A 25,047-nucleotide genomic window follows, 5' to 3' on the forward strand; every position below is an offset into this window, starting at 1 on the left:
TCCATTCATCGGCTTGACCTCACCGCCCGCCCCAAGCAGAGCAGGTTCCCATGGAAAACACCCCCGCCGATTCCCTGAACGAGAAGCCCGCCACTCCCGCCGCGGCGGCTGCGGAGGAGAAGCCCAAGAACGAGTGGAAGGACCTCGGCCTCTTCCTCGTCAAGCTGGCGCTGATCGTCTTCGTGGTGCGCAGCTTCATCTTCTCGCCCTTCTCGATCCCGTCGGAATCGATGATGCCGCGGCTGCTGATCGGCGACTATCTGTTCATCACCAAGTGGAACTACGGCTATTCCAAGCACTCGCTGCCGTGGAGCCTGCCGCTGATCCCGGGCCGCATCTTCCCGGGCACGCCGGCGCGCGGCGACGTGGTGGTGTTCAAGGCGCCGGGCCATAATGGCGAGGACTGGATCAAGCGCGTGATCGGCCTGCCGGGCGACAGCGTGCAGGTGGTCAATGGCCAGGTGATCCTGAACGGCAAGGCGGTGCCCAAGCAGAAGGTCGCCGATCTCGAGCTGCCGGTCACCCCGAACTTCACCAACTGCCCCACCCTGTTCCAGGCGGTGAGCGCCAAGGGCGATCCGGTGTGCAAGCTGCCGCGCTTCCGCGAGACGCTGCCGGGCGGCAAGAGCTATGACGTGCTCGACCAGGGGCTGACCCCGCAGGACAATACCGAAGTCTATCACGTCCCCGCCGGCCATGCGTTCCTGATGGGCGACAATCGCGACAACTCGACCGACAGCCGCTTCTCGCAGCCGCCCGAGGGCCAGGGCATCTCCTATGTCCCGCTCGAGAATATCGAGGGCAAGGCGGTGCTGAGCTTCTGGTCGACCGACGGCAGCGCCAACTGGTTCCTGCCCTGGACCTGGTTCACCGCGGCGCGCTGGAGCCGGATCGGGGAAGGCTTTTGAGCGCTCCCGACCTGGGGGAATGGATCGCCAAGACTTTCGGCCAGCGCCCTTCTGACCTGGCCCCCTATCAGCGCGCATTGACGCATGGCAGTCAGGCCGCCGAGAATTACGAGCGGCTGGAGTTCCTGGGCGACCGGGTGCTCGGCCTGGCGATCGCCGAATGGCTGTACGAGCGCTTCGCCAGCGAGCCCGAGGGTGCGCTGTCGCGCCGGCTCAACGCGCTGGTGACCGGTGCGATGTGCGCGAACGTGGCGCGCGAGGTCGGCGTGCCGCCGCTGCTTCGCCTGGGCAAGCAGGCCCGCGGCGACGGTGCCGCAGACAGCGACAATGTATTGGGCGACGCGATGGAGGCGCTGATCGGCGCGCTCTATCTCGAGTTCGGCTTCGCGCCGGCCCGCGACTTCGTCCGCAAGGCCTGGGCAAAGCATATCGACGCGCATGCCAGCGCGCCGCGCCACCCCAAATCGGCGCTGCAGGAATGGGCGGCCGCGAACAATCGTCGCCCGCCCGAATATGCCGTGACCGACCGCTCCGGCCCCAACCATGCGCCGCGCTTCACCGTGAAGGTGTCGATCGGCAGCTTCGCCGAGGCCGAGGCGCAAGGCACGAGCAAGCAGGACGCGGAGACCGCGGCGGCGGCGGCTTTGCTGGCGAAACTCGCGAAATGACCTTGTTCGCGCAACGACGCGACGACGCAACGATGGAAGAGTTCTTGTTCACGCGGAGGCGCGGAGGCGCGGAGACTGTATCGCGGCGCGCGGGCGACGCCCTCCGCGACAGCGGTGCCGGAAGGGTTGCCGCTGACGCGGCGCATACCCTGCCCCCAAGCAAATCCTCCGCGTCTCCGCGCCTCCGCGCGAACCCCTTTCCTTCTTCTTCTCTTCGTTGCGCCGTCGCGTCGTCGCGCGAACAAATTCTCGGAATCCCATCATGACTGAACAACGCTGCGGCCTGATCGCGATCGTCGGCGCGCCGAACGCCGGCAAGTCCACCCTGGTCAATGCGCTGGTCGGCCAGAAGGTCGCGATCGTCAGCCCCAAGGCGCAGACCACGCGCACCCGGATCATGGGCATCGCGATCGAAGGCGACGCGCAGCTGATCCTGGTCGACACGCCGGGCATCTTCACCCCCGAGCGCCGGCTCGACCGCGCGATGGTCGCCGCCGCCTGGGAAGGCGCGGACGGCGCGGACCTGATCGCGCTGGTGGTCGACGGCAAGGGCGGGATCGGCCCCAAGGTCCACACCGTGATCGAGAGCCTGAAGGGCCGACGCGAGCGCAAGATCCTGATCCTCAACAAGGTGGATATCGCCGACAAGCCGCGGCTGCTCGGCCATGCTGCCAAGCTCAACGAGATCCTGCCCTTCGACGAGACCTATTTCGTCTCGGCCCAGACCGGCGACGGCGTGCCCGAATTGAAAGCGGCGCTGGCCGCGGCGATGCCGCAGGAGCCCTGGCACTTCCCCGAGGATCAGGTGAGCGACGCGACCGACCGCATGCTCGCCGCCGAAGTCACCCGCGAGCAGCTCTATCTCCAGCTCCACAAGGAGCTGCCCTATTCCTCCGCGATCGAGACCGAGCAGTATAAGGAGCGCGAGGACGGGTCGGTCGAGATCCACCAGCAGATCCTGGTCGAGCGCGAGACCCAGCGCGCGATCGTGCTCGGCAAGGGCGGCAGCCGCATCAAGGAGATCGGCGCGCGGGCCCGGGCGGAGCTTTCCCGTCTCATGGGCGTAAAGGTTCATCTCTATCTTCACGTGAAGGTAAGGCCGGAATGGCAGGAAGACCGTTCGCTTTACCGTGAGATCGGGTTGGACTGGGTCGAGTGACGAAGAAGCTCAAGGTCGCCATCGTACAGGATTCGCCGGTTCCCCTCGCCATTGGCGCGGGGCTGGACAAGGCCATCGCGAAAGCACGCGAGGCGATCGAGAAGGGCGCGCGCGTCATCGCGTTGGGCGAAGGCTTCCTCGGCGGCTATCCGGCCTGGCTCGAGCATGTCGCCCCGGCCCGGCTCTGGGACCATCCCGGCACCCGCGAGCTGCACGCGCTGCTGCTCGATCAGGCGATCCGCGGTGACGATCCGCGCTTCCAGCCGCTGCAATGGACGGTCGACATCGCCGATGTCGCGGTGTCGGTTGGCGGGTACGAGCGCGTCCGCCAGAGCCTCTATGCGACGCAATTCCTGTTCCGGCCCGAGGCGCCGGTGCTGCGCCACCGCAAGCTGATCCTCACCCCCGCCGAGAAGCTGATGCTCGGGCGCGGCGACGGATCGACGCTGGGGCTGCACGAAGCCCCCTGGGGCAAGGTGGGCCAGCTCGCCTCGACCGAGCATTGGATGCCGCTCGCCCGCGCGGCGATGCATCACGAGGGCGAGACGGTGCATGTCGCCGCCTGGCCGCAAGTCACCGACATCGCGATGCTCGCCTCGGCGCATTATGCCTATGAGGGCCGTGCCTTCGTGCTGGCGGCCGGCACCATCCAGTACAAGCAGGAGCTGATCGCCGGCTATGAGAAGGCCGGTGGCGACGGATCGGCGCGCAAGCTGCTCGACCGGCTGCCGGACGGGCAGATCCAGCGCGGCCATAGCGCGATCCTGGCGCCCGACGGGGTGGTGATCGCCCAGGCAGGCACCGCGCCCGAGCTGCTGATGGCCGAGATCGACCTGGACGAAGTCGATCGCGGGCTGGCGACGATGGACGTCGACGGTGCGCAGGCACGGCACGACGTGTTCGAGCTGTCGGTGGATCGCCGCCAGCGTGCGGGGATCGTCGACAAGGGCGACAGCGAAGCCGCCTGAGGGCGGACGCTACTGGCACCTGCTAAACTGATCCCCGGCGAAGGCCGGGGAGCGTGCAGGACTACTCAACCCTTGCCGAGCTTGTCCCTGAGCCCCGCCAGCCCACCGAACGGCCCGCTTTCCTCCGCGAGCCGCTTCGCCTCGTCCTCGCTGATCACCCCGGCGTCGCGCAGCGCGGCCTCGGCGGCGGGGCTGCGCGGATAGGGATCGAGCGCCAGCGCCAGCGTCTCGGCCGCCGCCTCGCCCAGGTCGATCGCGCCGCCCGCATAGAAGACGATGTCGCACTCGTCCTCGCTCAGCTCGACTTCATCGTCCCCGCCCTCGCCTTCGCTCTCGGGAAGGAAACGGATCGCGAAATCCTCCTCGATTCGCGCAGGCACGGGATCGTCGGTGATCACACAGGCCTGGACCACCTTCGCCGAGAGATGGCCGGTGGCTATGATGCCCTGCGCATCGCGGCGGATGCGATAATCCGCCACGAGGCTGTCGAGCGTCTTGAGACCGAAGCGCTCGGCCAGCGCGGCGCGCTCCTTGGGCTCGGCCTCGACATGGACCTGGCTCTCGCCGGCACCGATCGTGTCGAGCCGCTGCGGGCGGTTGAATTCACTCTGGATCATGCCAGCTCTCCCGCGACCAGCGTGGCGACCGGCATCTCGGCCAGCTTCGCGTGGAACGCGCGCAGCCCGGCCTCGACATGGGCGCGCGCTTCCGGCGCCGGTGCCTCGCCGCGATAGAGGTTGCGGACCAGCGCTTCGCCCAGCGTGCCGTTCGCCAGACCTTCGCGATAGGCGCCGAGCCGGCCGCCGAGCATGCCCATCATCTTGCCGACATGCTTGCCGACGACGATGTCGCCGATGCCGATCTGGCGCAGCTGCCCGTCCATGTCGGCAATGAACACTTCGGTGAGATGGGTGCTGAACGGCACCGCCGTCTCGTCCTGCTCGAGCCGGAGCAGCACCAGGCTCATCACCGCGGCGATCATGTCGAAACGGCCGTCGATCGTGTCGGGCACCGCCCCCGCTTCATACCAGTGCGGTTCGCGGCCGCGCGCAACGATGGCGGCGTAGAGAATCGGGGCCGCACCGCGGTCGGGAGCCTGGAAGAGCCGCTTGAGCAAGCGCATGTGCCGAGATGGTTCCTGCAATCGAAGGGCGCGACCTTGTTTGGCCGCATTTTGCCGCATATTGAGGCGAACGGCCCGCGATGCAATGTGCGCGGTGCCGGTACGCGTTTGCCTGGAGACCAGAATGTCGATTCCCGCCCGCGCGCTAGGCGCCGCCCTGCTGGCAGCCGCGCTTGGCACCACCGCCTGCGTGCCCGTGCGCACGCACCAGGGCTATATCATCGACAAGGAGCTGGTCGATTCGGTGCAGCCCGGCATCGACACCCGCGAATCGGTGCTCCAGACGCTCGGCCGCCCGACCTTCACCAGCCAGTTCAACGAAGGCGAGTGGTATTACATCTCCCGCCAGAGCGCGAATCTCGGCTATCAGGGGCTGAAGGCCAAGGATCAGACGACGCTGCGCATCACCTTCGATGCCAAGGGCAATGTCGCCGCGGTCGACCGGACCGGCAAGGACCTGATCGCCCAGGTCGATCCCTACGGCAAGACCACCCCGACGCTTGGCCACAAGCGCGGCTTCTTCGAGGACCTGTTCGGCAATATCGGCACCGTCGGTGCGCCGGGCACCGGTGGTCCGGGCGGCGGCGCCGGCGGCAACGGCCCCTAGTCGCTAAGGCGCGCCTTTCATTTCGCTGACGGTGCCGTTCCCGGGCCGTTCAGCGAGGCTCCTCCACAAGGGCGATCTACCGGAAAGCAAATCCGGTCAGTGCTTTGGAGGAAGACATGAAGACGTTCGTAACCGCCGCGCTGCTCGCCGCCGTCGCGATGCCCGCTGTGGCTGTGCCGACCGCGGCCAGCGCCCAGTCGCGCGAGGAACTGCGCCGCGACCGCCAGGACATCCGCCACGAGCAGCGCCAGCTGCGCGACGCCTATCGCCGCGGCGACCGCCGCGACATCCGGGACGAGCGCCGCGACGTGCGCGAGGCGCACCGCGAATATCGCGAGGACCTGCGCGACCGCGACCGTGCCTGGGGCCGTGACGACTGGCGCTTCAACCGCGACCGCAACCGCGCGCTCTATGGCCGTGGCAGCTGGAACGCCCCGTTCCGCTACACGTCGTTCCGCGCCGGTGGCCGGATCGCCCCGAGCTATTACGGCTCGCGCTATGTGATCGCCGATCCGTGGCGCTATCACCTGCCGCGCGCGGATCGCTACCAGAGCTGGGTGCGCCACTATAACGACGTGCTGCTGATCGACACGCGCCGCGGCATCGTCATCCGCACGATCCCCGGCTTCTACTGGTAATCCGGCAAGATCAAAGGCTTCGGCCGCACCGCCTTTTCGGGCCGTGCGGCCGGTGCCGTTGGGCACGGTCCCGAAAGGGGTAGGGACCGTTTGCCGTAACGTCCGAATCAGCGTTTCGCTCCCTCAACATTCCCCAATTTTGCGCGCTATCGGATGGTGAACAGCACCTGGTCGACGGTCTTGCCGTCGAGGTCGACCAAGGCGAGGCGATGCTTGCCCGGCGGGGCCAGGATCAGCGGACGCGAATCGGCGGTGCCGAGGTCGCGCTTGTCGAGAATAAGCCGGTGGCCAAGCGCCTGTCCGGACACCGAAATCGCCAGGCGCTGATTGTCCCGCGGGATATCGGGATCGAGCGCATAGACGCTGCCCCCCACCGGATTGACGATGCGCGGCCGGCGCGCCTCGGCAGGGGCATAGGCGATGCGGTCGAGCCCGGTCCCCTTCAGGAAATATTCGCGGCGCGGCTGCTCGATGCCCGCGGCGAAGCGGATCTGATGCTCCTCGATCCCCTCGGGACGCGGCGGCGCCTTGCCGGGATTGGCTTCGTTCAGCGCCAGCATCACGTCGCGCCACACCGGCGCCGCGCCGCTGGTGCCTGAGACCGCCCGCATCGGATCGCCCTCGAGATTGCCGACCCAGACGCCGACGGTGAAGCGATCGGTGAAGCCGACGCACCAATTGTCGCGCATCGCCTTGGACGTGCCGGTCTTCACCGCCGCCCAGAAGGGCAGGCGCAGCGCCGAATCGACCCCGAAGGTACCGGCGCGGGCGTTAGGGTCGGCGAGCATGTCGGCGACGATCCAGGCGGCCTGGGGCGTGGTGGTCCGGCGTGGCGCTTCGGTCTTCGCGTCCATCGTCAGCCTGAGCGGCGACCAGCGCCCTTCGAGCGCGAGGCTGCGATAGGCGTCGACCTGCTCCATCAGCGTCACCTCGGCCGATCCGAGCGCGAGCGAATAACCATAATATTGGCCGTCCTCGACCAGCCCGCGATAGCCGGTGTCCCAGAGCCGGTCGCGGAATGCGTCCACCCCGGTGAGCAGCAGCGTGCGCACCGCCGGCACGTTGAGCGAGCCCGCCAGCGCGATGCGGGCCGAGACCGGCCCCTTGAACGCCTTGTCGTAATTCTGCGGCACATAGAGGCCCGAGGCGGTATCGAGCTGGACCGGGGAATCGTCGAGGATCGAGGCGGCGGTGAGGTACCCCTTCTCGATGCCCATCGCGTAAAGGAAGGGCTTCAGCGTCGATCCCGCCTGACGATAGGAAGCGGCGCCGTCCACCGCGGGCGCCGTGCTCTCGCCGCCGATCCCGCCGACATAGGCGAGCACGTCGCCGCTCTGGTTATCGACCACGATGACCGCCCCATCGCGGGCGCGGCTGCCGCCCAGCCCCTGAAGCTGGCGGCGGAGCGCCGTGATCGCGGCGCGCTGGATGCTCGCATCGAGCGTGGTGGTGATCTTCGCGCCGGGCTTGGTCAGCAGCGCGGCGGACAGGTGCGGCGCGAGGCCCGGATCGAGCGCCAGGCTGCGCGCCGGGCCGAGCATCGAGGCGGCGGCGCCGGCGAAGCGGCCGCAGTCCCTGTCGCGGCTGAGCGCGCAGGCACGCCGCGCGACTTCGCCCGGGGCTGCCTGCGGGTTGGGCAGCAGCGCCGCGAGCAGCAGCGCATCGTCGCGGGTCAGCGTCGCCGGCGTCTTGCCGAACAGGCCGAGCGCAGCGGCGCCGATCCCTTGCGCCTCGCCACGGAAACCGGCCAGGTTGAGATAGGCCTCGAGGATCTGGTCCTTGCTCCAGCGCGATTCGAGCGCCCAGGCCGCCCGCATCTGGCGCAGCTTGTCGCGCATCCCACGGCTGCCCGGCGTGGCGAGATCGGGGGCGAGATAGGCGGCGACCTGCATCGACAGGGTCGAGGCACCGCGGCCGCGCTTGCCCTCGATCCGGTCGCGCGCCGCGCCGGTCAGCGCCACCCAGTCGACCCCGCCATGCTCGCGGAAGCGGCGGTCCTCGGCGGCGATCAATATGTCGCGCGCGACCGGGGAAACGTCCTGCAGCTTCGTCCAGGCCAGGCGGCGGGCCTGATAGTCGATCCGGCTCGAATCGATCAGCACGCCGTGCCGGTCGTAGAGCCAGGCCTCGGACGGATGCCAGCCGGCGCGGACCGCGGCATAGTCGGGCAGCGCCGGCGGGCGTGTCACCCACCAGAAGCTCGCCGAGGCGACGAGGAGCAAGGTCAGCAGCGTGCCGACGATGCGAGGCGGCGTTATGACGCCCCGCCAGCCCTTCTCCTTCCAGACCGCACGTTCGCGGCCCAGCCAGGCACGCGCCGCGTCGGGCGCATCGTCGATGCGCTTCGTCCAGCGGCGGGCGAAGGCAAGGAAGCGGTCGAAAGCCTCCTTCGCCGTCACCGCTGCGCCACGGACATCACGGCATTGGGCAGCTGCGCGCGGATCTCGGGCGCATACATCGCCTCGATCCGGGTCGCGGGCAGGTTGAACTTGCCCGCCGCATCGAGCCGCATCACGTACGACACCGTGAAGCTGCCGCGCGGCACCCAGCCATAGAAAGCGCGCCAGCTGTCATTGCCGCGCTCGATATAGTTGGGCGAGACGCCTTCGCTGGTGCCGCTGTCCTTCGCGAGCAGCTCGGACTGGCCGCCGAGATTGCCGACGATCGTCGCGCCCGCGGGCACCGGATCGTTGACCACCACCCAGTTGCGCTCGGCCGAAGCCTCGACACTGATCGTCACCTTGACCACGTCGCCGCGCGTCCAGCGGCCGGCGACCGCCTGCTTCACGGCCTCGACCTTCTTGGTCGCCTTGTATCCGGCCATCAGCGGCTGGGTGAGCGGCACCGCCGCCTTCACCCGGACGAACGCCCAGGGACCGGCCGCGCTCGACTGGTTGAGCACCAGCGGCGTGGTCTGGGCAGGCAGCGGGAAGCTGAAGCTGCGCTGCGGCTCGGCCAGCGGCCAGCTGAGGCTCAGTGGGTTGTTGCTGCCGAAGCTGGCGGTGGTGACGCCCGCGATCGCCTCGGCCGGGTAGAGTCCCATGAAGCGCCGCGCCAGGATCGTGCCCCAGGCATTGGCGGTCGTGGTGTCCCAATGCCCGCGCTGCTGGCGGGCGGCGATGCCGACCATCAGCTTGGCGGCGTCATTCTCCCAGCCCGGGCGGCCGAGCGTGGCGAGCAGCACCTTGATCGCCGCCTCGTCGTCCGACGACATCAGCCACCAGGCCATGCGGCCCTTGTCGGAGATGTCGACACGGGTGCCCTCATAGACCAGCCGGCTGCGCAGCACCTTCTCGGCATCGACGCGCAGCTGCTGGCCATTGGCGAGGCCCTGCACCTTGCCGAGCGCCATGGCATAATCGGAGAGCGTGCTGGTCGGCATCTCGGCCGGCGTGATGCCGATCTGGCCGAGCATCGCCGAGGTCGCCGCACCCTGCCGCGCCAGCGCCGTGAACGCCGCGACGCGCTGGAGGCGGACATCTCCATAATCCTCGTGCCGCAGCCGCCCGTCGAGCACCGCCTTCATCGCATCGAGCATCTTGGCCCTGGGGCCCTCCGGCAGCGGCAGGCCCGCCTCGCCGCTGGCCGAGAGGATATAGGCAGTCAGCGCCTCCGAGCCCGGCCAGTCGCCCGGCCAGTAGCGCAGCAGCCCGTCACCGTCCTGATAGGCCGGGATGTCGCTGGCGATCAGGTTCCACATCCCCGTATCGCCCAGCGCGATCGCGCGCGAGGTGCGCTGCTCGAGGCAGTTGTACGGATAGGCGGACATATATTCGCGCACGCCCGAGAGCGGCGGGGCGAGGCTGTCGGTGAGGCTCACCTCGACCGTGCCGAAGCCGGGCAGCGCGCCCGCCGGCGGCGCGATCGGGAATTGCGTGCCCGTGCCGACCCGGCCGAGCGTCGCCGCCCAGGTCTCGACCGGCACTGCGGGCGCCACGACCTGCGCGACGGTGACCTTGTCGGTCGACTTGCCGTCCGCCGATTTGGCGGTGACCGTCCAGCTCAGCTTGCCGTCGCGCGGCGGGGCGGTGAGGTTCCACACCACCGGCGCGGCGCCGCCCGCCGGGATCTCGACGGTCAGTGGCTTGCCGGTCGCATAGGCGGGGTTGAGCGCCACCGTGGCGGTGACCTTCATCGGCTTGCTCGAGCCGTTGCGCAGCGTGAACATCGCGCCGAACTGGTCGCCGGTGCGCACCAGCTGCGGCACGCCGGCATAGATGGTCAGGTCCTGCGACGAGCGGATGCTCGCGCTGCCCGTGCCGAACAGCTGCGGACCCGACGTGGCGATCGCGACGAGCTTGAACGAGGTCAGCGCATCGTTGAGCGGCACCTGTACCTTCGCATGACCATTGGCATCGAGCGCGACCCTGCCCTTCCACAGCAGCACCGGCTGGAAATTCTCGCGGTTGAGCCCGGAGAGATCGCCGCCGCCACCGCCGCCGGCCTCGACGGCCTTCTTGCCGTAATGCCGCTTGCCGACCACCTGGGTCTGCGCGGTCGAGGTGAGCACCGAGATCGGGCGGTCGCCCATCATCGCGGTCAGCACGTCCCAGCTCTCATTGGGCGAGAGCTGGAGCAGCGCCTCGTCCACCGCGACGAAGGCGACGTCGGCCGAAGCGGCCGGCTTGCCGTCGGGGCTCTTCACCGTGACATCGACCTGCGCATTGTCGCGCGCGGCATAGCTCGCTTTGTCGGCCTTCACCGCCACGTCGAGCTTATGGCCTTCCCAGCCGACCTTCACCTTGGCAATGCCCAAGCGATAGGCGGGCTTGGCGAGATCGACCGTCGCGGTCGGCTCGCCGCCGTCCTTCGACCAGGGGCCGCCCCAGTCGCGGGCGATGTTCGAGCGCCAGTTCTGCCAGCCGGTCACGCGCCCGCGCACTGCCATGACCGAGACGAACACGTCCGGCGCATAATCGCCCGGCATCGGCACTTCGATCACCGGATCCTTGCCGGTCAGCCCGACGACGAAGCTGGACAGCACGCCCTCGCGCTCGACGGTGACCAAAGCGGTCGCGTCGCGGAACGGCATGCGGACCTGGAACTTGGCAGTCTCGCCCGCCTTGTATTCGAGCTTCTCGGGGATGACGTCCATGCGGTCGCCATTGTCGCCGCCGAACCACCAGTCATCATCGCCGACCAGCCAGACCGACTTGGTCGCCCGCGCGACATTGCCATTGGCATCCTTGGTGGTCGCCACCGCATAGACCTCGCCCGAGACGCCGGGGTCGAGCGCGCAGCTCGCCAGGCCCTGCGCGTCGGTCGTCGCCGAGCAGGTGGCGCTCAGCCGCGTCGTCTTCATCTGGTTGTCGTATGCGTAGAAGCCGCCGATCAGCCGGCGCCGCGCGGTGAGGATCTCGCGGCTGTACAGCTCGACCGCGATCGCCTGGTTGGCGATCGGCTTGCCATTGGTGTCGAGCGCGACGAAGCGCAGGCGCAGATCGTCCTGCTTCATCAGCCAGCCATCGGTCTTCACGCCGAGCTGCACCGCGGAGGTGAAGATCGGGATGCGCCGCGACGAGGTCAGGATCTGACCATTGGCGTCCTGATAATCCATCTCGACCAGCATCGTGGTGTTCTGCTCGAGCGTCTGCGGCACCTCGGCATTGATCCGGCTGGTGCCGTCCGCGCCGAGTGTCGCCGGCAGCGTCTGGGTCGGCGGCAGCTTGACCTCTTCGTCCTCGCCCTCGCCGTTCATCGGCTTGGTGCCCTCGGTCATCGCGCGGCCGCCAAAGCTGTAGCCGTCATAGCCGTCGGGGGTCTTGAAGTCGGCGAAATAGCCGATGCGCGTCTCGACCGGCAGGCTGGCAGCGCCGCCGCCCGAGAGATAGCCGACGAACAGGTCGAGCGGCAGCGTGCTCGGCCGCACCGCGGCATCCTTGGGCCCGGCGACCGATGCCTTCATCGTCGGCAGCTTGTATTCGTCGACCTTGAACGACTGGCCCGTCCAGATCGTCTTTTCCTTGCCTTCGGCGTCCTTGGTGAGGACGGTGACGTCGTAGTCGCCCATCTTGGCGCCCTGCGGCGCGGTCCATTCGCTCTCGCCGGTGCCATTGGCGTCGATGCTCAGCGGCAGGTCGTACTGGGTGTCCGAGCCGCGATGGCTGAGGCGCAGCGTGCCGCTGAACGCCGGGCTGCTGGCAAAGCCGGCCGCGATCGGCTGGCGCACGATATGCTTCATGTGCACCGTCTCGCCCTGGCGGACGAGCGAACGGTCGAACACGGTGTGGAAGATCTGCTCCTGCTCCGACCAGCCATAGTTGAGGTCGAAATCGAACGGGCGGATGCCCTGGCCCCATTGGGTGAGCGTGAAGCTGAAGTCATCGGCCTTGCGCGCCGAGACCATCAGCGGGCTCGAATTGCCGTTCTCGCAGCTCGAATAGGTCTCGGGCGCGGGCAGGCCGGCGGGCACGCCGAGGCGGCCCGAGGCATCGGTCTTGCCCTTGGCGAGCAGCTGGCCGGTGCAGCTGTCGGTGACGCGCACCTCGGCGTCGCCGACCCCCTGGCCGCTGTCGAGCGCGGTGACCCAGACCAGCGACTGGTCGCGGCCCCATTTGAAATGGACGCTCATGTTGGTGACGAGCGCGCCGGTGGCGACATAGCGCGGCGCCTTGCGGCCGAGCAGCGCCTCGCCGAGCCGCGGGCTGGCCAGCTCGACGATGTAGAAGCCGGGCTGGCTCAGCGGGATGCCGACGACCTCGAAATCCTTGCCCTTGCCGGGCAGGCCGATCTTGAGCGGCTTGCCGGTGGTGGGGGTCAGCAACGGCTTGGCGCCGGTCTGGTTGATCGTGATCGTTTCGTCGCCGCGCTTGATCTCGTCCGATTTGTCCTCGGCCGCATCGGCGAGCGCGCGGAACCACTTGGCGATCTCGGCATCGCCGCCCTCGATCTTCAGGCTCTGGCCGCTCACCGCCATCTGCATGCCCTGGAGATCGGGCTCGACATTGCGGACCGAGACCGGAAGGACGCCGCCCTCCTTGGCTTCGAGTATGCCGAAATTGCCGGCGAACTTCACCAGCGGCGGAGGCGCGTCGAACTTCACGTCGAGCGGGAGGCGCTCGGCATTGGCCAGCTTGCGGCCGCTCTCGTCGGTGATGTTGGCGGGGAAGACGACCTTGGCAGTGGTCTCGGCCGGCAGCGGTGCCTTGAACTTCAGGTCTGCGACGGTCGCCTTGTTCTTGTCGTCGTCGCCGAAGATCGGCTTCAGCTCCTTGCCGTCGGGCGTCCTGATGCGGACGGCCTCGGCCTGCGCCTTGGGGATCGGCGCGGAGAAGCGCACCCAGGCGTCCTGCACCGGGCTGCAGCCCGCGGTCGGGTTGACGCGCGAGCATTCGAAGCGGGCGCTGAATTCCTTGCGGACGGTGAAGTCGAAGCGCTGGTCGGTGCCGGCGGTGCGGCCCGAGGCGCTCTTGATGTCCTTGCCCCAGACCAGCGCCATGTCGCGGCCCGGCGGCAGCGGACGGCGGCACTTCACCGCGACGACGCTGGCGAGCGACTTGGCGCGGTCTTCGGCCTTCTCCGGCAGCGCCTGGGGCAGGCCCGCCTCGCTCAGGAAGCTCTGGACCTGCCAGCGATCGGTGCCCAGATCGGCAAGCAGCTTGGGCGCTACATCGGCGGGCAGCACGTCGACCGGGATCTTCTCGCCCAGGCCATCGACCGCGCAATAGGCATTGGCGCCGACCGAGGCGGGATCGGGCGCGAGGTTCGCCGCGACGACGAAGACCTGGTCCTCCTCGATCTCGCTGCCATAGCGGTTGGGCAGCACCGCACGGGCGATCGGGCCGCCCGAATCGACGGTGAATTCCTTCTGGCCCTGCAGATCATAGCCCGACAGGCTCTTGATCCCGTCGCGCAGGGTGAACTTGCAGGTGACGCCGCCGGGGAGCGGGGTGGCGAATTCGTGGACATAGGTCTGCTGGTCGACCCAGCGGCCCTGACCGCCGGTCGGGCAATCGACCTTGAAGGGGGATTCGGCACGCGGGTCGCCCAGCGGCACCATCGCCACGTTGAAGCGCGTGGTGAAGCGCTCGATCGCCCCATCGCCGACGCCGGGGGTCGCCATCTCGACCTGGGGACTGTTGTCGCCGAACGCAGTGACGGCGCCGATCGGCGCCAGGATCAATGCCAGAACGCCTAGCCGGGCAACGAGCTTCATGGTGGCAACCTCCCCTCGGGCAGCGGTCGGCACGATAGCCGGGCCCCGTTACGAGTCCAGCGACGAATTAACCGCGTCCGTTTCGGAGCGAAAATGCACCATGGCGCTTGATCGTTCCGTCAGCGGCACGGCTTAATTCCGCCTCCGAATTGGAGGGACTTGAAGGTGCCGACTGGGGAGGCGCTGCTCACTGCGATGGACCTGATGGTGCGCGAGATGATCCTGTTCGCGGCGCTGTGGTTCGTCGTCGGCGGGATCGACGACCTGCTCGTCGACCTGATCTATGCCGTACGCAGGCTGCGCGGACACCGCGCGCCGCAGCCGGCGCTGGACGGCCCCGTGCCGCCGGGCCGGATCGCGATCTTCGTGCCCGCCTGGGACGAGTCCGCGGTGATCGGCGCCATGCTGCGCACCGCGCTCCAGCGCTTCGATCACCCTGATTACCGTATCTATGTCGGCGCCTATCCCAATGATCCGGCGACGATCGCGGCGGTGGTCGAAGTCGCGCTGGTGGATGCGCGGGTGCGGCTGGTGATCGGTCCGCGCCCGGGCGGTACGACCAAGGCGGACTGCCTCAACGGCCTGTGGCGCGCGCTGCTGCGCGACGAGGCGGCGGAGGGTTTCACGGCCAGCGCGGTGGCGCTCCACGATGCCGAGGACGTGGTCCACCCGCTCGAGCTGCGCGTCTATGCCCGGGAGCTGGTCGAGCATCCGGCGGTCCAGCTGCCGGTGCTGCCGCTTCCCCACCCGCATTCGCGCTTCTTCGCCGGGCATTATCTCGACGAGTTCGCAGAGAGCCATGGCCGGTCGATGGTCGTGCGCCAGGCGATCGGGGCGGGCCTGCCCTTCGCGGGGGTCGGCTGCGCGATCCGCCGCGACGTGCTGGGGCGGCTCGCCGATGCCCGGGGCGGCGCGCCGTTCGACGCGACCAGCCTGACCGAGGATTATGAGCTGGGCTTCGCGATCGCCGCGCTGGGCGCCCCGGCCCGGCTGGTCCGCATCGCCGAGGCACCGGGCGGCCCGCCGGTCGCGGTGCGCGCCTATTTCCCCGACACGATCGAGGCGGCGGTGCGGCAAAAAGCACGCTGGATGACCGGCATCGCCCTCGCCGGCTGGGACCGGACCGGCTGGGGCGGCTGGCGCCAGATCGGCGACAACTGGATGCGCATGCGCGACCGGCGCGCCACGCTCGAGATCCCCGTCCTCGCCCTCGCCTATCTCTCGATCCTCGCCTGGGGGCTTTCCTCCGGCGCCCATCTGCTCGCCGGCAGCAGGGCGCCCGAGCAATCGCCGCTGATGCAGGCGCTGCTCTGGACCAATTTCGCGCTGCTCGCCTGGCGGCTGGCGGTCCGCGCCGCCTTTGTCGGCCATGCCTATGGCTGGCGGGAGGGGCTGTGGTCGGTGCCGCGCATCTTCTCGAGCAATGCCGTCGCGCTGCTCGCCGCACGGCGCGCGCTCGGCCTCTATCTGCGCATGCTCGCCGGCGCCCCGCCGCGTTGGGACAAGACCGCGCACCGTTTCCCCGAACTGCACCCGGCGGAGCAGGGATGAACGGCCGCGGCCGGCCACTGCGCTTCCTTGCGATGGTCGCGATCGTCTGGACGGGTGCGCGGGTCGCGATCCTCTGGCCCCAGGCCGGATCGCTGCCCGCCGCGATCGAGGCCGCGCTGCCCTTTGCCAAAACCGAACCCCGCACCACACCCGCCATCGCCCGACAGGCGGTCGTCGAGCGACACCCGCCGCTGCCGGCGCATACGCGCGTGCCGCCGGCTTATCGCGCCCCACGCGGTGACGACGATCCGCGCGTGCAGCTCGCCCTGATGGCGCTCGCCCAATATGGCGAGGTCGAGCCGGTCATGTCCTTCGCTGCCGCCCAGCCGACGTCGCTGTCGGCCCGGGCGATGCCCGCCCCCGAGCGGCTCGATCCGCTGCCCGATCGCTGGTCGTTGAGCCTGTGGATGGTCGCGCGTGGCAATGGCGGCCCGGTCGCGGCACCGGGCGGGCAGATCGGCGGCGGACAGGCCGGGGCCCGGGTCGCGTGGCTGGTCGTACCCCGCCAGCGGATCGCCGCCTATGGCCGCGTCACCTCCCCCCTGTCCGGCAGGGGCCGCGAGGCGGCGCTGGGGCTGGAATGGCAGCCGACCCGCGCGCCGGTCCGGCTGATCGCCGAGCGCCGCTTCGGGCTGGATGGCAGTCCCGGCGGCACCGGGCTCGGCGCGATAGCAGGGATCGACAAGGAGTGGCGCGGCTTCCGGCTCGAAGCCTATGGCCAGGCCGGCGCGGTGCTGCGCCGACGCGCCGATCCCTATGCCGATGGCGCGGCGCGCGGCACGCGAACGGTGGGCGCGGCGGGTCCCGTACAGCTGGCCTTGGGTGCCGGCACCTGGGGTGCCGCGCAGCGCGACGCGCAACGGCTCGATATCGGCCCCTCGGCGACGCTGGCGATGCGCAACCTCCGCCTGGCACTCGACTGGCGCCAGCGCGTCGCCGGCGAGGCAAGGCCCGGCTCGGGCCTCGCGCTCACCTTGGGCGCCGATTTCTAGGGCTTACTTCCCCTGCGCGCGCCAGCGGCGGATCGTGCGCTCGAGGATCTGCTCCTCGCCGCCGGTGTCGCGCCACAGCTCGGAGAAGAGCGGATCGTCCGAAGCCGGCCGCTTGTTGTCGTCCAGATTGTCGAACAGCAGCCGGATCGGCGTGGCAACGCCTTCGCCCACCGCGATGCACTCGCGATTCCGAAGCGCCGGGATCGAATCGAGGAAGCCGCGCGCGCCTTCGGGCATCGCCGCCTTCACGAAGGCCTGGTCGCGCTCGTTGTTGAGGCGCATCGACAGGATGGTGCCGCACTGGGAGAGCACGCCCTCCGCGAGGTCCGACGGGCGCTGCGTGATCAGGCCCAGCGACACGCCGTATTTGCGGCCTTCCTTGGCGATCCGGCTGAGGATCCGGCCGACCGACGAACCATCGGCGTTGCGCTCGTTGGGGACGTAGCGGTGCGCCTCCTCGCAGACGAGCAGGATCGGCCGCTTGCTCTCGCCGCGCGACCAGATCGCGAAGTCGAACACCATGCGCGACAGGACGGCCACGACCACCGAGGTGATTTCCGAAGGCACGCCCGACACGTCGATGATCGAGATCGGCTTGCCGTCGCCCGGCAGGCGGAACACGCGCGACAGGAACTGCGCCATCGTGTCCGCCACCAGCATGCCGGAGAACATGAAGGCGTAGCGCGGATCGCCCTTGATCTCGTCGATCTTCGAACGGATGCGCAGATAGGGCGCCGTGTCGGTCGACTTGTCCATCTTGCCCATTTCGAGCTGGAGGATCTGAGTCAGGTCCGACAGGAGATAGGGGATCGGCGCATCGACGGTGAGCTTGCCGATCTCGGCGGCCAGCCGGTTCTTCTGCTTGGCAGCGAGCACGCACTTGGCGAGGATGTCGGCATCCACCTGCCGGTCCGAGCCGGAGGTGGTGAGGAACACTTCGCAATGTTCCTCGAAGTTCATCAGCCAGTACGGCATCTGCAAATTGGTGACGTCGTACAGCGCGCCGGTGGTCTTGAACGCGCTGGCATATTCGCCGTGCGGATCGATCATCACGACATGGCCCTGCGGCGCCAGTTCGCAGATGCGGTGCAGGATCAGCGCCGCGGCAGTCGATTTACCCGTACCGGTCGAGCCGAGCAGCGCGAAATGCTTGCCGAGCATCGAATCGACATAGAGTGCGGCGCGAATGTCCTTGGTCGGATAGACATTGCCGATCTCGATATGGGCGCGATCCTCGGCGGCGTAGATCTGCTTGAGGTCCGCGGTCGAGACCGGGAAGACCGGTGCGCCCGGCGTCGGATAGCGCGTCACGCCGCGGCGGAACTTGTAGAGCTTGCCGGTCAGCCGCTCCTCATCGCCCTCACCGAGGAAGTCGATATAGGCGGCGATATGGTCGCCCTGGAGCTTGAGCGAGCGGACGTTCGCGATCAGCCAGGTCGCGCCGACGCGCACCTTCACCTGGCTGCCGACCTGGCCGGCATTGGCGACGGTGGGGTCCGCGTTTCCGGCGAGCGCGTTCAGCGCCTCCGGATCGATCAGCACCTGGCTCGACGAACCGGCGATCTCGAGCACCGCGCCGATCGGCTCGACCGGCGTGCGCGAGGGCAGGCCCTCGTTCGTAGAAACCGACGCCGCGCCTTCAAACCCGCGCGCGCCAAATTGGCCGTCCATTCGGCTGCTCCCCGTTGACGCGCGCAATCTGCGCCAGGGAGGTAAATATTGGGTGAGTCCGCAAGGACTTCAGAAGCGCTTCCAGACCGCGCCTGCGCCCCAGCCGAACAGAATCGAGAGGGCCACGGCGACGATACCGTAGATCACCGAATAATGTTCTGCCGAATGGGCGACGAAGCGCTCGAAGCCCGATTTGCGGATCTCGATCCCGCGCACCGCCGCGGCGAGCACCCGGCCGTCGCGAATCAGGAAGGTCTCGGCGGTGAACTTGCCGATCGGCACGCGCGCCGGAATCGCCAGCCGCGCGCGATAGAGCACGCCGTCGGTGATCTCCACTGCGCCGGGCGCCTGGTAATAGAGGCCGGTGCGGGCGCGCAGATCCTCCAGCCCCTTGTCGAAGCGCGCCTGCACTTCGGGCGCGGCGCCGGATGCGGGGGAGAGCTGCAGGCTGTCGACGCCAAGCTCGTAGATCGCGCGGGTACGCTCGTCGACGATTTGGTCGATCGGCCGCGACGAGGCGATCGCGTAGAAGCTGGGCGCCGAGCGATAGCGCATGCGCTGGGCGTTGACCCAGATGCCGGCCACCTTCTCCTTCTCGCGCACCTGCACCGACTGGGTGGGGCCCTTCACCACCACGACGATGTCGGCCGGCTTCTCGCCTTGCCCGGGCGTGCGTCCGCCGGGATAGAGGATCGCGCCGAACAGCAGCAGCTCGGCACCGGTGAACGAATAGGCGATCTCGATGTCGCGCTGCGAGACGTCGGGGACCAGCACCGGCTTGGCCTGGCCCATCAGCAGCGGAGCAAGTGCGAGGAGGAGCAATCTCCTCACAGCAATTCCACCGAATAGATTTCGTCGGGCTGCCAGGCGAGGCCGAGCAGCATGCGCACCGCGACGAGCAGCACGATCACCGCCAGGATGAAGCGCAGATATTCGGGCTTCACCGCCAGCGCGAAGCGCGCGCCCATCTGCGCGCCGACCACCGATCCGAGCAGCAGCAGCGCGGCGAGGACGATGTCGACCGCCTTGGTGGTCGTCGCGTGGACCATCGTGGCGGCGGCGGTGACGAACAGGATCTGGAACAGCGAGGTGCCGACCACCACCTGCGTGCCCATGCCGAGCAGGTAGAGCATCGCCGGCACCAGGATGAAACCGCCGCCGACGCCGAGCAGCACGGTCAGGATGCCGGTGAAGAAGCCGAGCAGCAACGGTGCCAGCGGCGAGATGTAGAGTCCCGAGGAATAGAAGCGCCAGCGCAGGGGGAGCATCGCAACCAGCGGATGGTGGCGGCGCTTGCGCGGTCGCGGCGGGCGGGCGCCGCGCGTCACCCGGATCGCCTGGATCGATTCGTGCAGCATCAGCCCGCCGATCGAGCCGAGCATCAGCACATAGAGCACACCGATCACCACATCGATCTGGCCGCTCTTCCGGAGCAGGGTGAACAGCCCCGCCCCGGCGATGCTGCCGATCACGCCCCCTACCACCAGCACCGCGCCCATGTGCAGGTCCACGCCGCCGCGGCGGAAATGGGCGAGCACGCCCGAGACGCTGGCGCCGGTCACCTGGCTCGCGGCCGATGCGGCGGCGACGGTCGGCGGGATGCCGTAGAAGATCAGCAGCGGCGTGGTCAGGAACCCGCCGCCCACTCCGAACATGCCCGAGAGCAATCCCACGCCAAAGCCCAGCGCGACGATGACGAGCGCGTTGACCGACAGGTTGGCGATCGGAAGGTAGAGATCCATTGCGCCGCAGCGATACCGCGTTTGCGGTGCAGTGCAAAAGCCCATCTCCGGTCAGCCGGCGCCGCTCGCTTGCAATGTAGGATTTCGCCTGCCGGGCTCGCGCTGCCGGGCCTGGCGCCCGGCCGCTCTCTGTCTTGTTGGAAATATAGGATTCGTCGCGCGCAAGGATGTTGCGGGGATGCGGCGCGCCTGCGGGAAGCTGGTCAACTCAGGCGCCGGGAAAACCCGCTTCGGGCGTGTACTTCGTGTACTTTGGCGAGGCGCCGCGCGATGTGCTTGTTGGAAACGACCGGGGGGATCGGCACGCGCTGCATGCCGATCGTCCTCAGTCCTCGGCGTCCTTCACCGCGCCGTGGCCGACGGGCACCGAGAGCAGCCGGTTGAGCTGCGCCTTGAACTGGCCGAGGTCGCCGCCGGTGAGCTGCTGGGTCGAGGTGAACGACACCGAGCGCGGGTTCACCGCCATGCCGTTGCGGTAGAGCTCATAGTGGAGGTGCGGGCCGGTCGACAGGCCAGTATTGCCGACCGCGCCGATCCGCTGGCCGCGGCGCACGGTCTCGCCGTTGCGCACATAGATGCGGCTGAGATGGCCATAGCCGGTGCCATAGCCATTGCCGTGCGTGACCTTGATGAAGTTGCCATAGCCGCTGCTGCGGCCGGCGAACTGGACGACGCCGTCGCTGGCGGCGAACACCGGCGAACCCCAGGGCGCGGCGATGTCGACGCCCTTGTGCATGCGGGTATAGCCGAGGATCGGGTGGCGGCGCATGCCGAAGCCCGAGGAGAAGCGGCCATTGGCCGGCATCGCCATCGCGCCGGTGCTGTTGCCCTTGCCGGCGCCGTCGAACCAGGTGGTCTTGCCGCCCTGCTCGAACGGGGCGAGCTGCATCTTGCTCGTGCAGCCGCTGACCCCGGCATACATCAGACTGCCGAGCTGCACTTCGCCGGTCTCGGCGCGCGCCTGGCCGACGATGATGTCGAACTTGCAGTCCGAGCCCAGCCGCGAGACCGGGGTGCGGGTGGCGAGCGTGCGGATATAGCTCTCGACCGCCTTGGCCGGGGCGCCGGCGGCGCGGGCCGAACGATAAAGCGACGAGCCGATCGTGCCCTGGATGCGCAGCGGCGTCCGGTCGATCGCGATCGGGATGACCTTGAGATCGAGGTTCGCGCCGACCCGGATGATCTCCATCTTCTTGTCGAAGGCGGCGCGCAGCTCGAGCTTCTCGAGCGGCCGCGGCTGCGACTTTTCGGGGCGGCGGCCGAGCACATAGTCGAGCATCGTGTTCGACTGGATGTCGGAAAGCGGCATCGCGCCGGCGATCAGCGAGCCGACCGTCTTCGCATCGGCCGCACCGATACCCGAGCGGGTGAGCGCGGCGAGCAGTGCGCCGCCCGAGGCGAGCTTGGTCGAGCCTTCGAGGATCGGGCGCTCAGGCGTGTCGCTCAGCGGCGCGACCAGTTTCGTCGCGGCAAGGCGGGCGCCGGTGCCCGAGCCCATGCCGATCGGCTTGATCGCCTGGGCCTGGGTCGCCTCGAACTCGGCGCCGGAGACCGGTGCGGGAACGGTGCCGTAGATCGGGTTCTCGAAGCCCGGGGCGAGCAGCAAGGTGGCGGTGATCAGCCCGACACAGGTCGCGGCGCCGCGATACCAAGTCAAAGTGCCGATGCGCGAGCCGAGATCGGGGGCGAATTCGAAGTCGCCGAAGCGCTCGCTCAGCCTGGCAGAAAAACCACGTGCCGGAGCCTTGGCGCGCGCGGATGCCGCACCGCCGGTCAGGCCCTCTCCATGGTCACTCCGCAAATACAAGGCGCAACGCCCCCCAAAAGGTCGTCGATGTCGTGCCGTAAACCCCCGGCTACCGAGCAGATCACTGTGGAAGGCAGGACTTAAAGTCAAATTAAGCACCGTCTCTGGGGCCGACTCGTGCGGCGAGTTGTGGCGCCTCGCGGATGAAGCGAGGATTTCACCATATTCGGTAGTCTTTCCAACATGGTTAAGGCGAATCGCCAATCCGGGGGAGTTGCTTAAGGGGTGACTCGGAACGATCTTGGGAGTCGCAATGAGTCGTTTCGCGCGTTCCGAGATCACCGCCGTGCTGGGCCCGACCAACACCGGCAAGACCCACCTGGCAGTGGAGCGGATGGCGGGTCATGCCAGCGGCATGATCGGCTTCCCGCTGCGGTTGCTGGCGCGCGAAGTCTATGATCGCGTCGTCAAGATGAAAGGCAGCGACGCCGAGGTCGCGCTGATCACCGGTGAGGAGAAGATCTGCCCGCCCAAGGCGCGCTGGTTCCTGTGCACCGCCGAATCGATGCCGCTGGAACGCGAGGTCGCGTTCGTCGGGCTGGACGAGGCGCAGCTCGGCGCCGATCCCGAGCGCGGCCATGTCTTCACCGACCGGCTGCTGCGCGCCCGTGGCCGCGAGGAGACGATGATCCTCGGCTCGGACTCGCTCAAACCGATGCTCAAGGCGCTGGTGCCAGAAGCCGAGGTGATCGGCCGGCCGCGCTTCTCGACGCTCAGCTATGCCGGCGCGAAGAAGCTCTCCCGCCTGCCCAGGCGGAGTGCGATCGTCGCGTTCAGCGCCGAGGAAGTCTATGCCGTGGCCGAGGCATTGCGGCGCCTGCGCGGCGGCGCGGCGGTGGTGATGGGCGCGCTCAGCCCCCGCACCCGCAACGCCCAGGTCGCGATGTTCCAGGCGGGCGAGGTCGACTATCTCGTCGCCACCGATGCGATCGGCATGGGGCTCAACATGGACGTCCACCATGTCGCCTTCGCCTCGCTCACCAAGTTCGACGGCCGCCGCCAGCGCCGCCTCACCGTCGCCGAGATGGCGCAGATCGCCGGCCGCGCCGGACGGCATCAACGCGACGGCACCTTCGGCGCGCTGCACGAGGAAGGCCCAAGCGCCTTCACCCCCGAGGAGGTGCTGGCGATCGAGGCGCACCGGGTGCCGCCGCTCGAAAAGCTGTTCTGGCGCCAGGGCGAGCCCGACTTCGCCAGCGTCGAGGCGCTGATCGCCAGCCTCGAAGCGAAGCCCAGCAGCGAAGTGCTGCGCGCTGCGCCGGAGGCGGTCGATCTCGCGGTGCTCAAGCGGCTTTCGGAAGAGGATTGGGTGCGCCAGCGGGTGCGCTCGCCGGCGATGGTCAAGCGGCTCTGGGCCGCGTGCGGCCTGCCCGATTTCCGCAAATTGGGCGCCGAGCCGCACAGCCGCTTCGTCGGCCGGCTGTTTGGCCATCTCTCCGAAGGGCGCGGCCATGTGCCGCACCAATGGTTCGCCGACGAGATCCAGCGGCTCGACAATATGGGCGGCGATGTCGAGACGCTGGCGGGGCGCATCGCGGCGGCGCGCAGCTGGGCCTATATCGCCCACCGTGCCGACTGGCTGGAGGACCCGATCCACTGGGCCGAGCGGACGCGCGCAGTGGAGGAGAAGCTTTCCGACGCGCTCCACGCCAGCCTCACCCAGCGCTTCGTCGACAAGCGCACCACCGTGCTGCTCCGCCAGATCGGCGCCGACGCCTCGAACCTGCCGGTCGAGATCGGGCCCGAGGGCGAAGTGACCGTCGAGGAGCATGCGCTGGGCATTCTCACCGGCTTCCGCTTCACGGTTGCGCCCGAGGCACGTGCCGGGGACAAGCGCATGCTCCTCGCCGCGGCGGAGAAAAGGCTGGGCAAGGAGTATCGCAAGCGCGGCCAGGCGCTGATCGACGCGCCCGATGCCGATATCGCGCTCACCGGCGCGGTACTGGCCTGGAACGGCGTGGCGGTGGCTTCACTGGAGCCCGGCCCAAATATCGCCCGCCCGCGCATCCGGCTCGACCGTTCGCTCGACGTGCTCGAACCGCAAGCCAAGACCGCCGCACAGGCCCGGCTCGAGCGCTGGTTCGCCGACCAGATCGGCAGGCACCTGACCGTGCTCGGCAAGCTCGACGAGGCAACCCGCGATCCCCAGGCCGGCTCGCCGCTGCGCGCGCTCGCCAATGCGCTGCTCGAAGCCGGCGGGCTGCTGCCCCGTCGTGCCGCCGCGACGCTGGTCGAGGCGCTCGATCCGCCGGCGCGCCAGCGGCTGCGCAAGATCGGCGTCACCATCGGCACGCTCGATATCTTCGCCCCTGCCCTGCTCAAGCCCGGTGCCGCGCGCTGGCGCCGCGAGCTGATGGGACTGGCCGAGGCACCACGCGAGGGCGCCACCGTGCTGCCGCGTGCCGCGCCCGGCGCCGACCTCGCCCATGGCTATCGCCCGCTCGGCGCGCAGGCGGTCCGTGTCGACCTGGTCGAGCGCATCGCCCGCGCCGCGCATGACAGCAGGCAGGGCCGCAAGCCCTTCACCCCCGATCCGGCGCTCGCCACCTCGATGGGGCTCACCGCCGAGACGCTGGCGCGGCTGATGGCGCAGCTCGGCTTCCGCACCGCAAGGGGCGCGGAGGGCGAGCCGCAGCGCTGGATCTGGCAGGGGCTGGTCGCGCCGCCCAAGCCCAAGGCGCCGCCGCGCGACAATGCCTTCGCCGTGCTCGCGGAGCTCAAGCATGGCTGACGCGGGCGCCATGCGGATCGATCGCTTCCTGTGGTGGGCCCGCCTCGCCGGCACCCGCTCGGCGGCGCAGGCGATCGCCGAGAAGGGCACGCTGCGCATCGACGGCCGGCGCATCGAGCGCAGCTCCGCCACGGTGCGCATCGGCTGCGTCGTTGCCTTCCCGCTCTATGGCAAGGTGCGCGTCGTCCGGGTCGAGCGACTGCCGGCGCGGCGCGGTCCACCGGCCGAGGGAAGGGCCTGTTACCAGGACCTGACGGTGACTGAGAACGTCTCGCAGGAAGCGCCATATGATTGACGCGGCAGTGTCACAGGCATAGCAGGACCGGC

General features: G+C 68.9%; 18 protein-coding genes. 10 read left to right on the forward strand and 8 right to left on the reverse strand.

Annotation, left to right across the window (positions count from 1 at the left end; genetic code table 11):
* Window positions 1-50 precede the first annotated feature (50 nt).
* The 4 genes from lepB (at window position 51) to J2W22_RS02045 (ending at window position 3,703) form a co-directional block, all read left to right on the forward strand.
* Window positions 51-908 carry a signal peptidase I gene (gene lepB / locus J2W22_RS02030; RefSeq protein WP_307116600.1) on the forward strand — a complete coding sequence of 286 codons (858 nt, stop codon included), beginning with the start codon at window positions 51-53 and terminating at the stop codon, window positions 906-908.
* A complete protein-coding gene (gene rnc / locus J2W22_RS02035) occupies window positions 905-1,576 on the forward strand; it encodes a ribonuclease III (RefSeq protein ID WP_307116601.1) in 672 nt (223 codons plus the stop codon). The genes lepB and rnc overlap by 4 nt, the downstream gene beginning before the upstream one ends.
* Before the next feature lie 262 nt (window positions 1,577-1,838).
* On the forward strand, window positions 1,839-2,735 hold the full coding sequence (era, locus tag J2W22_RS02040; protein WP_307116602.1) for a GTPase Era: 897 nt from the start codon (window positions 1,839-1,841) through the stop codon (window positions 2,733-2,735).
* Entirely contained in the window at window positions 2,732-3,703 is a 972-nt protein-coding gene (locus tag J2W22_RS02045) for a nitrilase-related carbon-nitrogen hydrolase (RefSeq protein ID WP_307116603.1), read from the forward strand. Before era ends, J2W22_RS02045 begins: the two co-directional genes overlap by 4 nt.
* Window positions 3,704-3,768: 65 nt before the next feature.
* Here J2W22_RS02045 and J2W22_RS02050 read toward each other — a convergent pair whose 3' ends face one another.
* Window positions 3,769-4,320: a YceD family protein gene (locus J2W22_RS02050; RefSeq protein WP_307116604.1), complete on the reverse strand. Its 552-nt coding sequence runs from the start codon at window positions 4,318-4,320 to the stop codon at window positions 3,769-3,771.
* Complete coding sequence (locus J2W22_RS02055; protein ID WP_307116605.1) at window positions 4,317-4,826, reverse strand: ubiquinol-cytochrome C chaperone family protein; 510 nt, start codon at window positions 4,824-4,826, stop codon at window positions 4,317-4,319. The genes J2W22_RS02050 and J2W22_RS02055 overlap by 4 nt, the downstream gene beginning before the upstream one ends.
* 124 nt (window positions 4,827-4,950) lie before the next feature.
* Between J2W22_RS02055 and J2W22_RS02060 the strand changes: the two genes are divergently transcribed.
* On the forward strand, window positions 4,951-5,433 hold the full coding sequence (locus J2W22_RS02060; RefSeq protein WP_307116606.1) for an outer membrane protein assembly factor BamE: 483 nt from the start codon (window positions 4,951-4,953) through the stop codon (window positions 5,431-5,433).
* Between the two features lie 116 nt (window positions 5,434-5,549).
* Window positions 5,550-6,071, forward strand: a complete 522-nt coding sequence (locus tag J2W22_RS02065; protein WP_307116607.1) for an RcnB family protein — start codon at window positions 5,550-5,552, stop codon at window positions 6,069-6,071.
* Window positions 6,072-6,217: 146 nt separating this feature from the next.
* On the opposite strand, the gene pbpC is transcribed toward J2W22_RS02065, so the two are convergent.
* A complete protein-coding gene (gene pbpC, locus J2W22_RS02070; RefSeq protein WP_307117971.1) occupies window positions 6,218-8,314 on the reverse strand; it encodes a penicillin-binding protein 1C in 2,097 nt (698 codons plus the stop codon).
* A 152-nt stretch (window positions 8,315-8,466) separates the two neighbouring features.
* Window positions 8,467-14,226 (reverse strand): alpha-2-macroglobulin family protein, encoded by a 5,760-nt coding sequence (locus tag J2W22_RS02075; protein ID WP_307116608.1) that lies wholly within the window; start codon window positions 14,224-14,226, stop codon window positions 8,467-8,469.
* A gap of 165 nt (window positions 14,227-14,391) precedes the next feature.
* Between J2W22_RS02075 and J2W22_RS02080 the strand changes: the two genes are divergently transcribed.
* Window positions 14,392-15,777 carry a glycosyl transferase family protein gene (locus tag J2W22_RS02080; RefSeq protein WP_373422957.1) on the forward strand — a complete coding sequence of 462 codons (1,386 nt, stop codon included), beginning with the start codon at window positions 14,392-14,394 and terminating at the stop codon, window positions 15,775-15,777.
* Window positions 15,774-16,769, forward strand: a complete 996-nt coding sequence (locus J2W22_RS02085) for a hypothetical protein (RefSeq protein WP_307116610.1) — start codon at window positions 15,774-15,776, stop codon at window positions 16,767-16,769. Before J2W22_RS02080 ends, J2W22_RS02085 begins: the two co-directional genes overlap by 4 nt.
* 3 nt (window positions 16,770-16,772) lie before the next feature.
* Here J2W22_RS02085 and J2W22_RS02090 read toward each other — a convergent pair whose 3' ends face one another.
* The 4 genes from J2W22_RS02090 to J2W22_RS02105 all read right to left on the reverse strand — a co-directional run bounded on the left by J2W22_RS02090 (window position 16,773) and on the right by J2W22_RS02105 (window position 21,989).
* Window positions 16,773-18,440, reverse strand: a complete 1,668-nt coding sequence (locus tag J2W22_RS02090; RefSeq protein ID WP_307116611.1) for an ATP-binding protein — start codon at window positions 18,438-18,440, stop codon at window positions 16,773-16,775.
* Window positions 18,441-18,509: 69 nt separating this feature from the next.
* On the reverse strand, window positions 18,510-19,232 hold the full coding sequence (locus tag J2W22_RS02095) for a TIGR02186 family protein (RefSeq protein WP_373422958.1): 723 nt from the start codon (window positions 19,230-19,232) through the stop codon (window positions 18,510-18,512).
* Between the two features lie 35 nt (window positions 19,233-19,267).
* A complete protein-coding gene (locus J2W22_RS02100; protein WP_307116613.1) occupies window positions 19,268-20,182 on the reverse strand; it encodes a sulfite exporter TauE/SafE family protein in 915 nt (304 codons plus the stop codon).
* A 325-nt stretch (window positions 20,183-20,507) separates the two neighbouring features.
* Window positions 20,508-21,989 (reverse strand): M23 family metallopeptidase, encoded by a 1,482-nt coding sequence (locus J2W22_RS02105; protein ID WP_307116614.1) that lies wholly within the window; start codon window positions 21,987-21,989, stop codon window positions 20,508-20,510.
* 253 nt (window positions 21,990-22,242) lie between these two features.
* On the opposite strand from J2W22_RS02105, the gene J2W22_RS02110 reads away from it, so the two are divergent.
* Both J2W22_RS02110 and J2W22_RS02115 read left to right on the forward strand, forming a co-directional pair.
* Window positions 22,243-24,720: a helicase-related protein gene (locus J2W22_RS02110; RefSeq protein WP_307116615.1), complete on the forward strand. Its 2,478-nt coding sequence runs from the start codon at window positions 22,243-22,245 to the stop codon at window positions 24,718-24,720.
* Window positions 24,713-25,015, forward strand: coding sequence for a S4 domain-containing protein (locus J2W22_RS02115; RefSeq protein WP_307116616.1), 303 nt, complete (start codon window positions 24,713-24,715; stop codon window positions 25,013-25,015). The genes J2W22_RS02110 and J2W22_RS02115 overlap by 8 nt, the downstream gene beginning before the upstream one ends.
* Window positions 25,016-25,047: the final 32 nt, after the last annotated feature.

The organism is Sphingomonas kyeonggiensis (assembly GCF_030812785.1).
Taxonomy (GTDB): Bacteria; Pseudomonadota; Alphaproteobacteria; order Sphingomonadales; family Sphingomonadaceae; genus Sphingomonas; species Sphingomonas kyeonggiensis_B.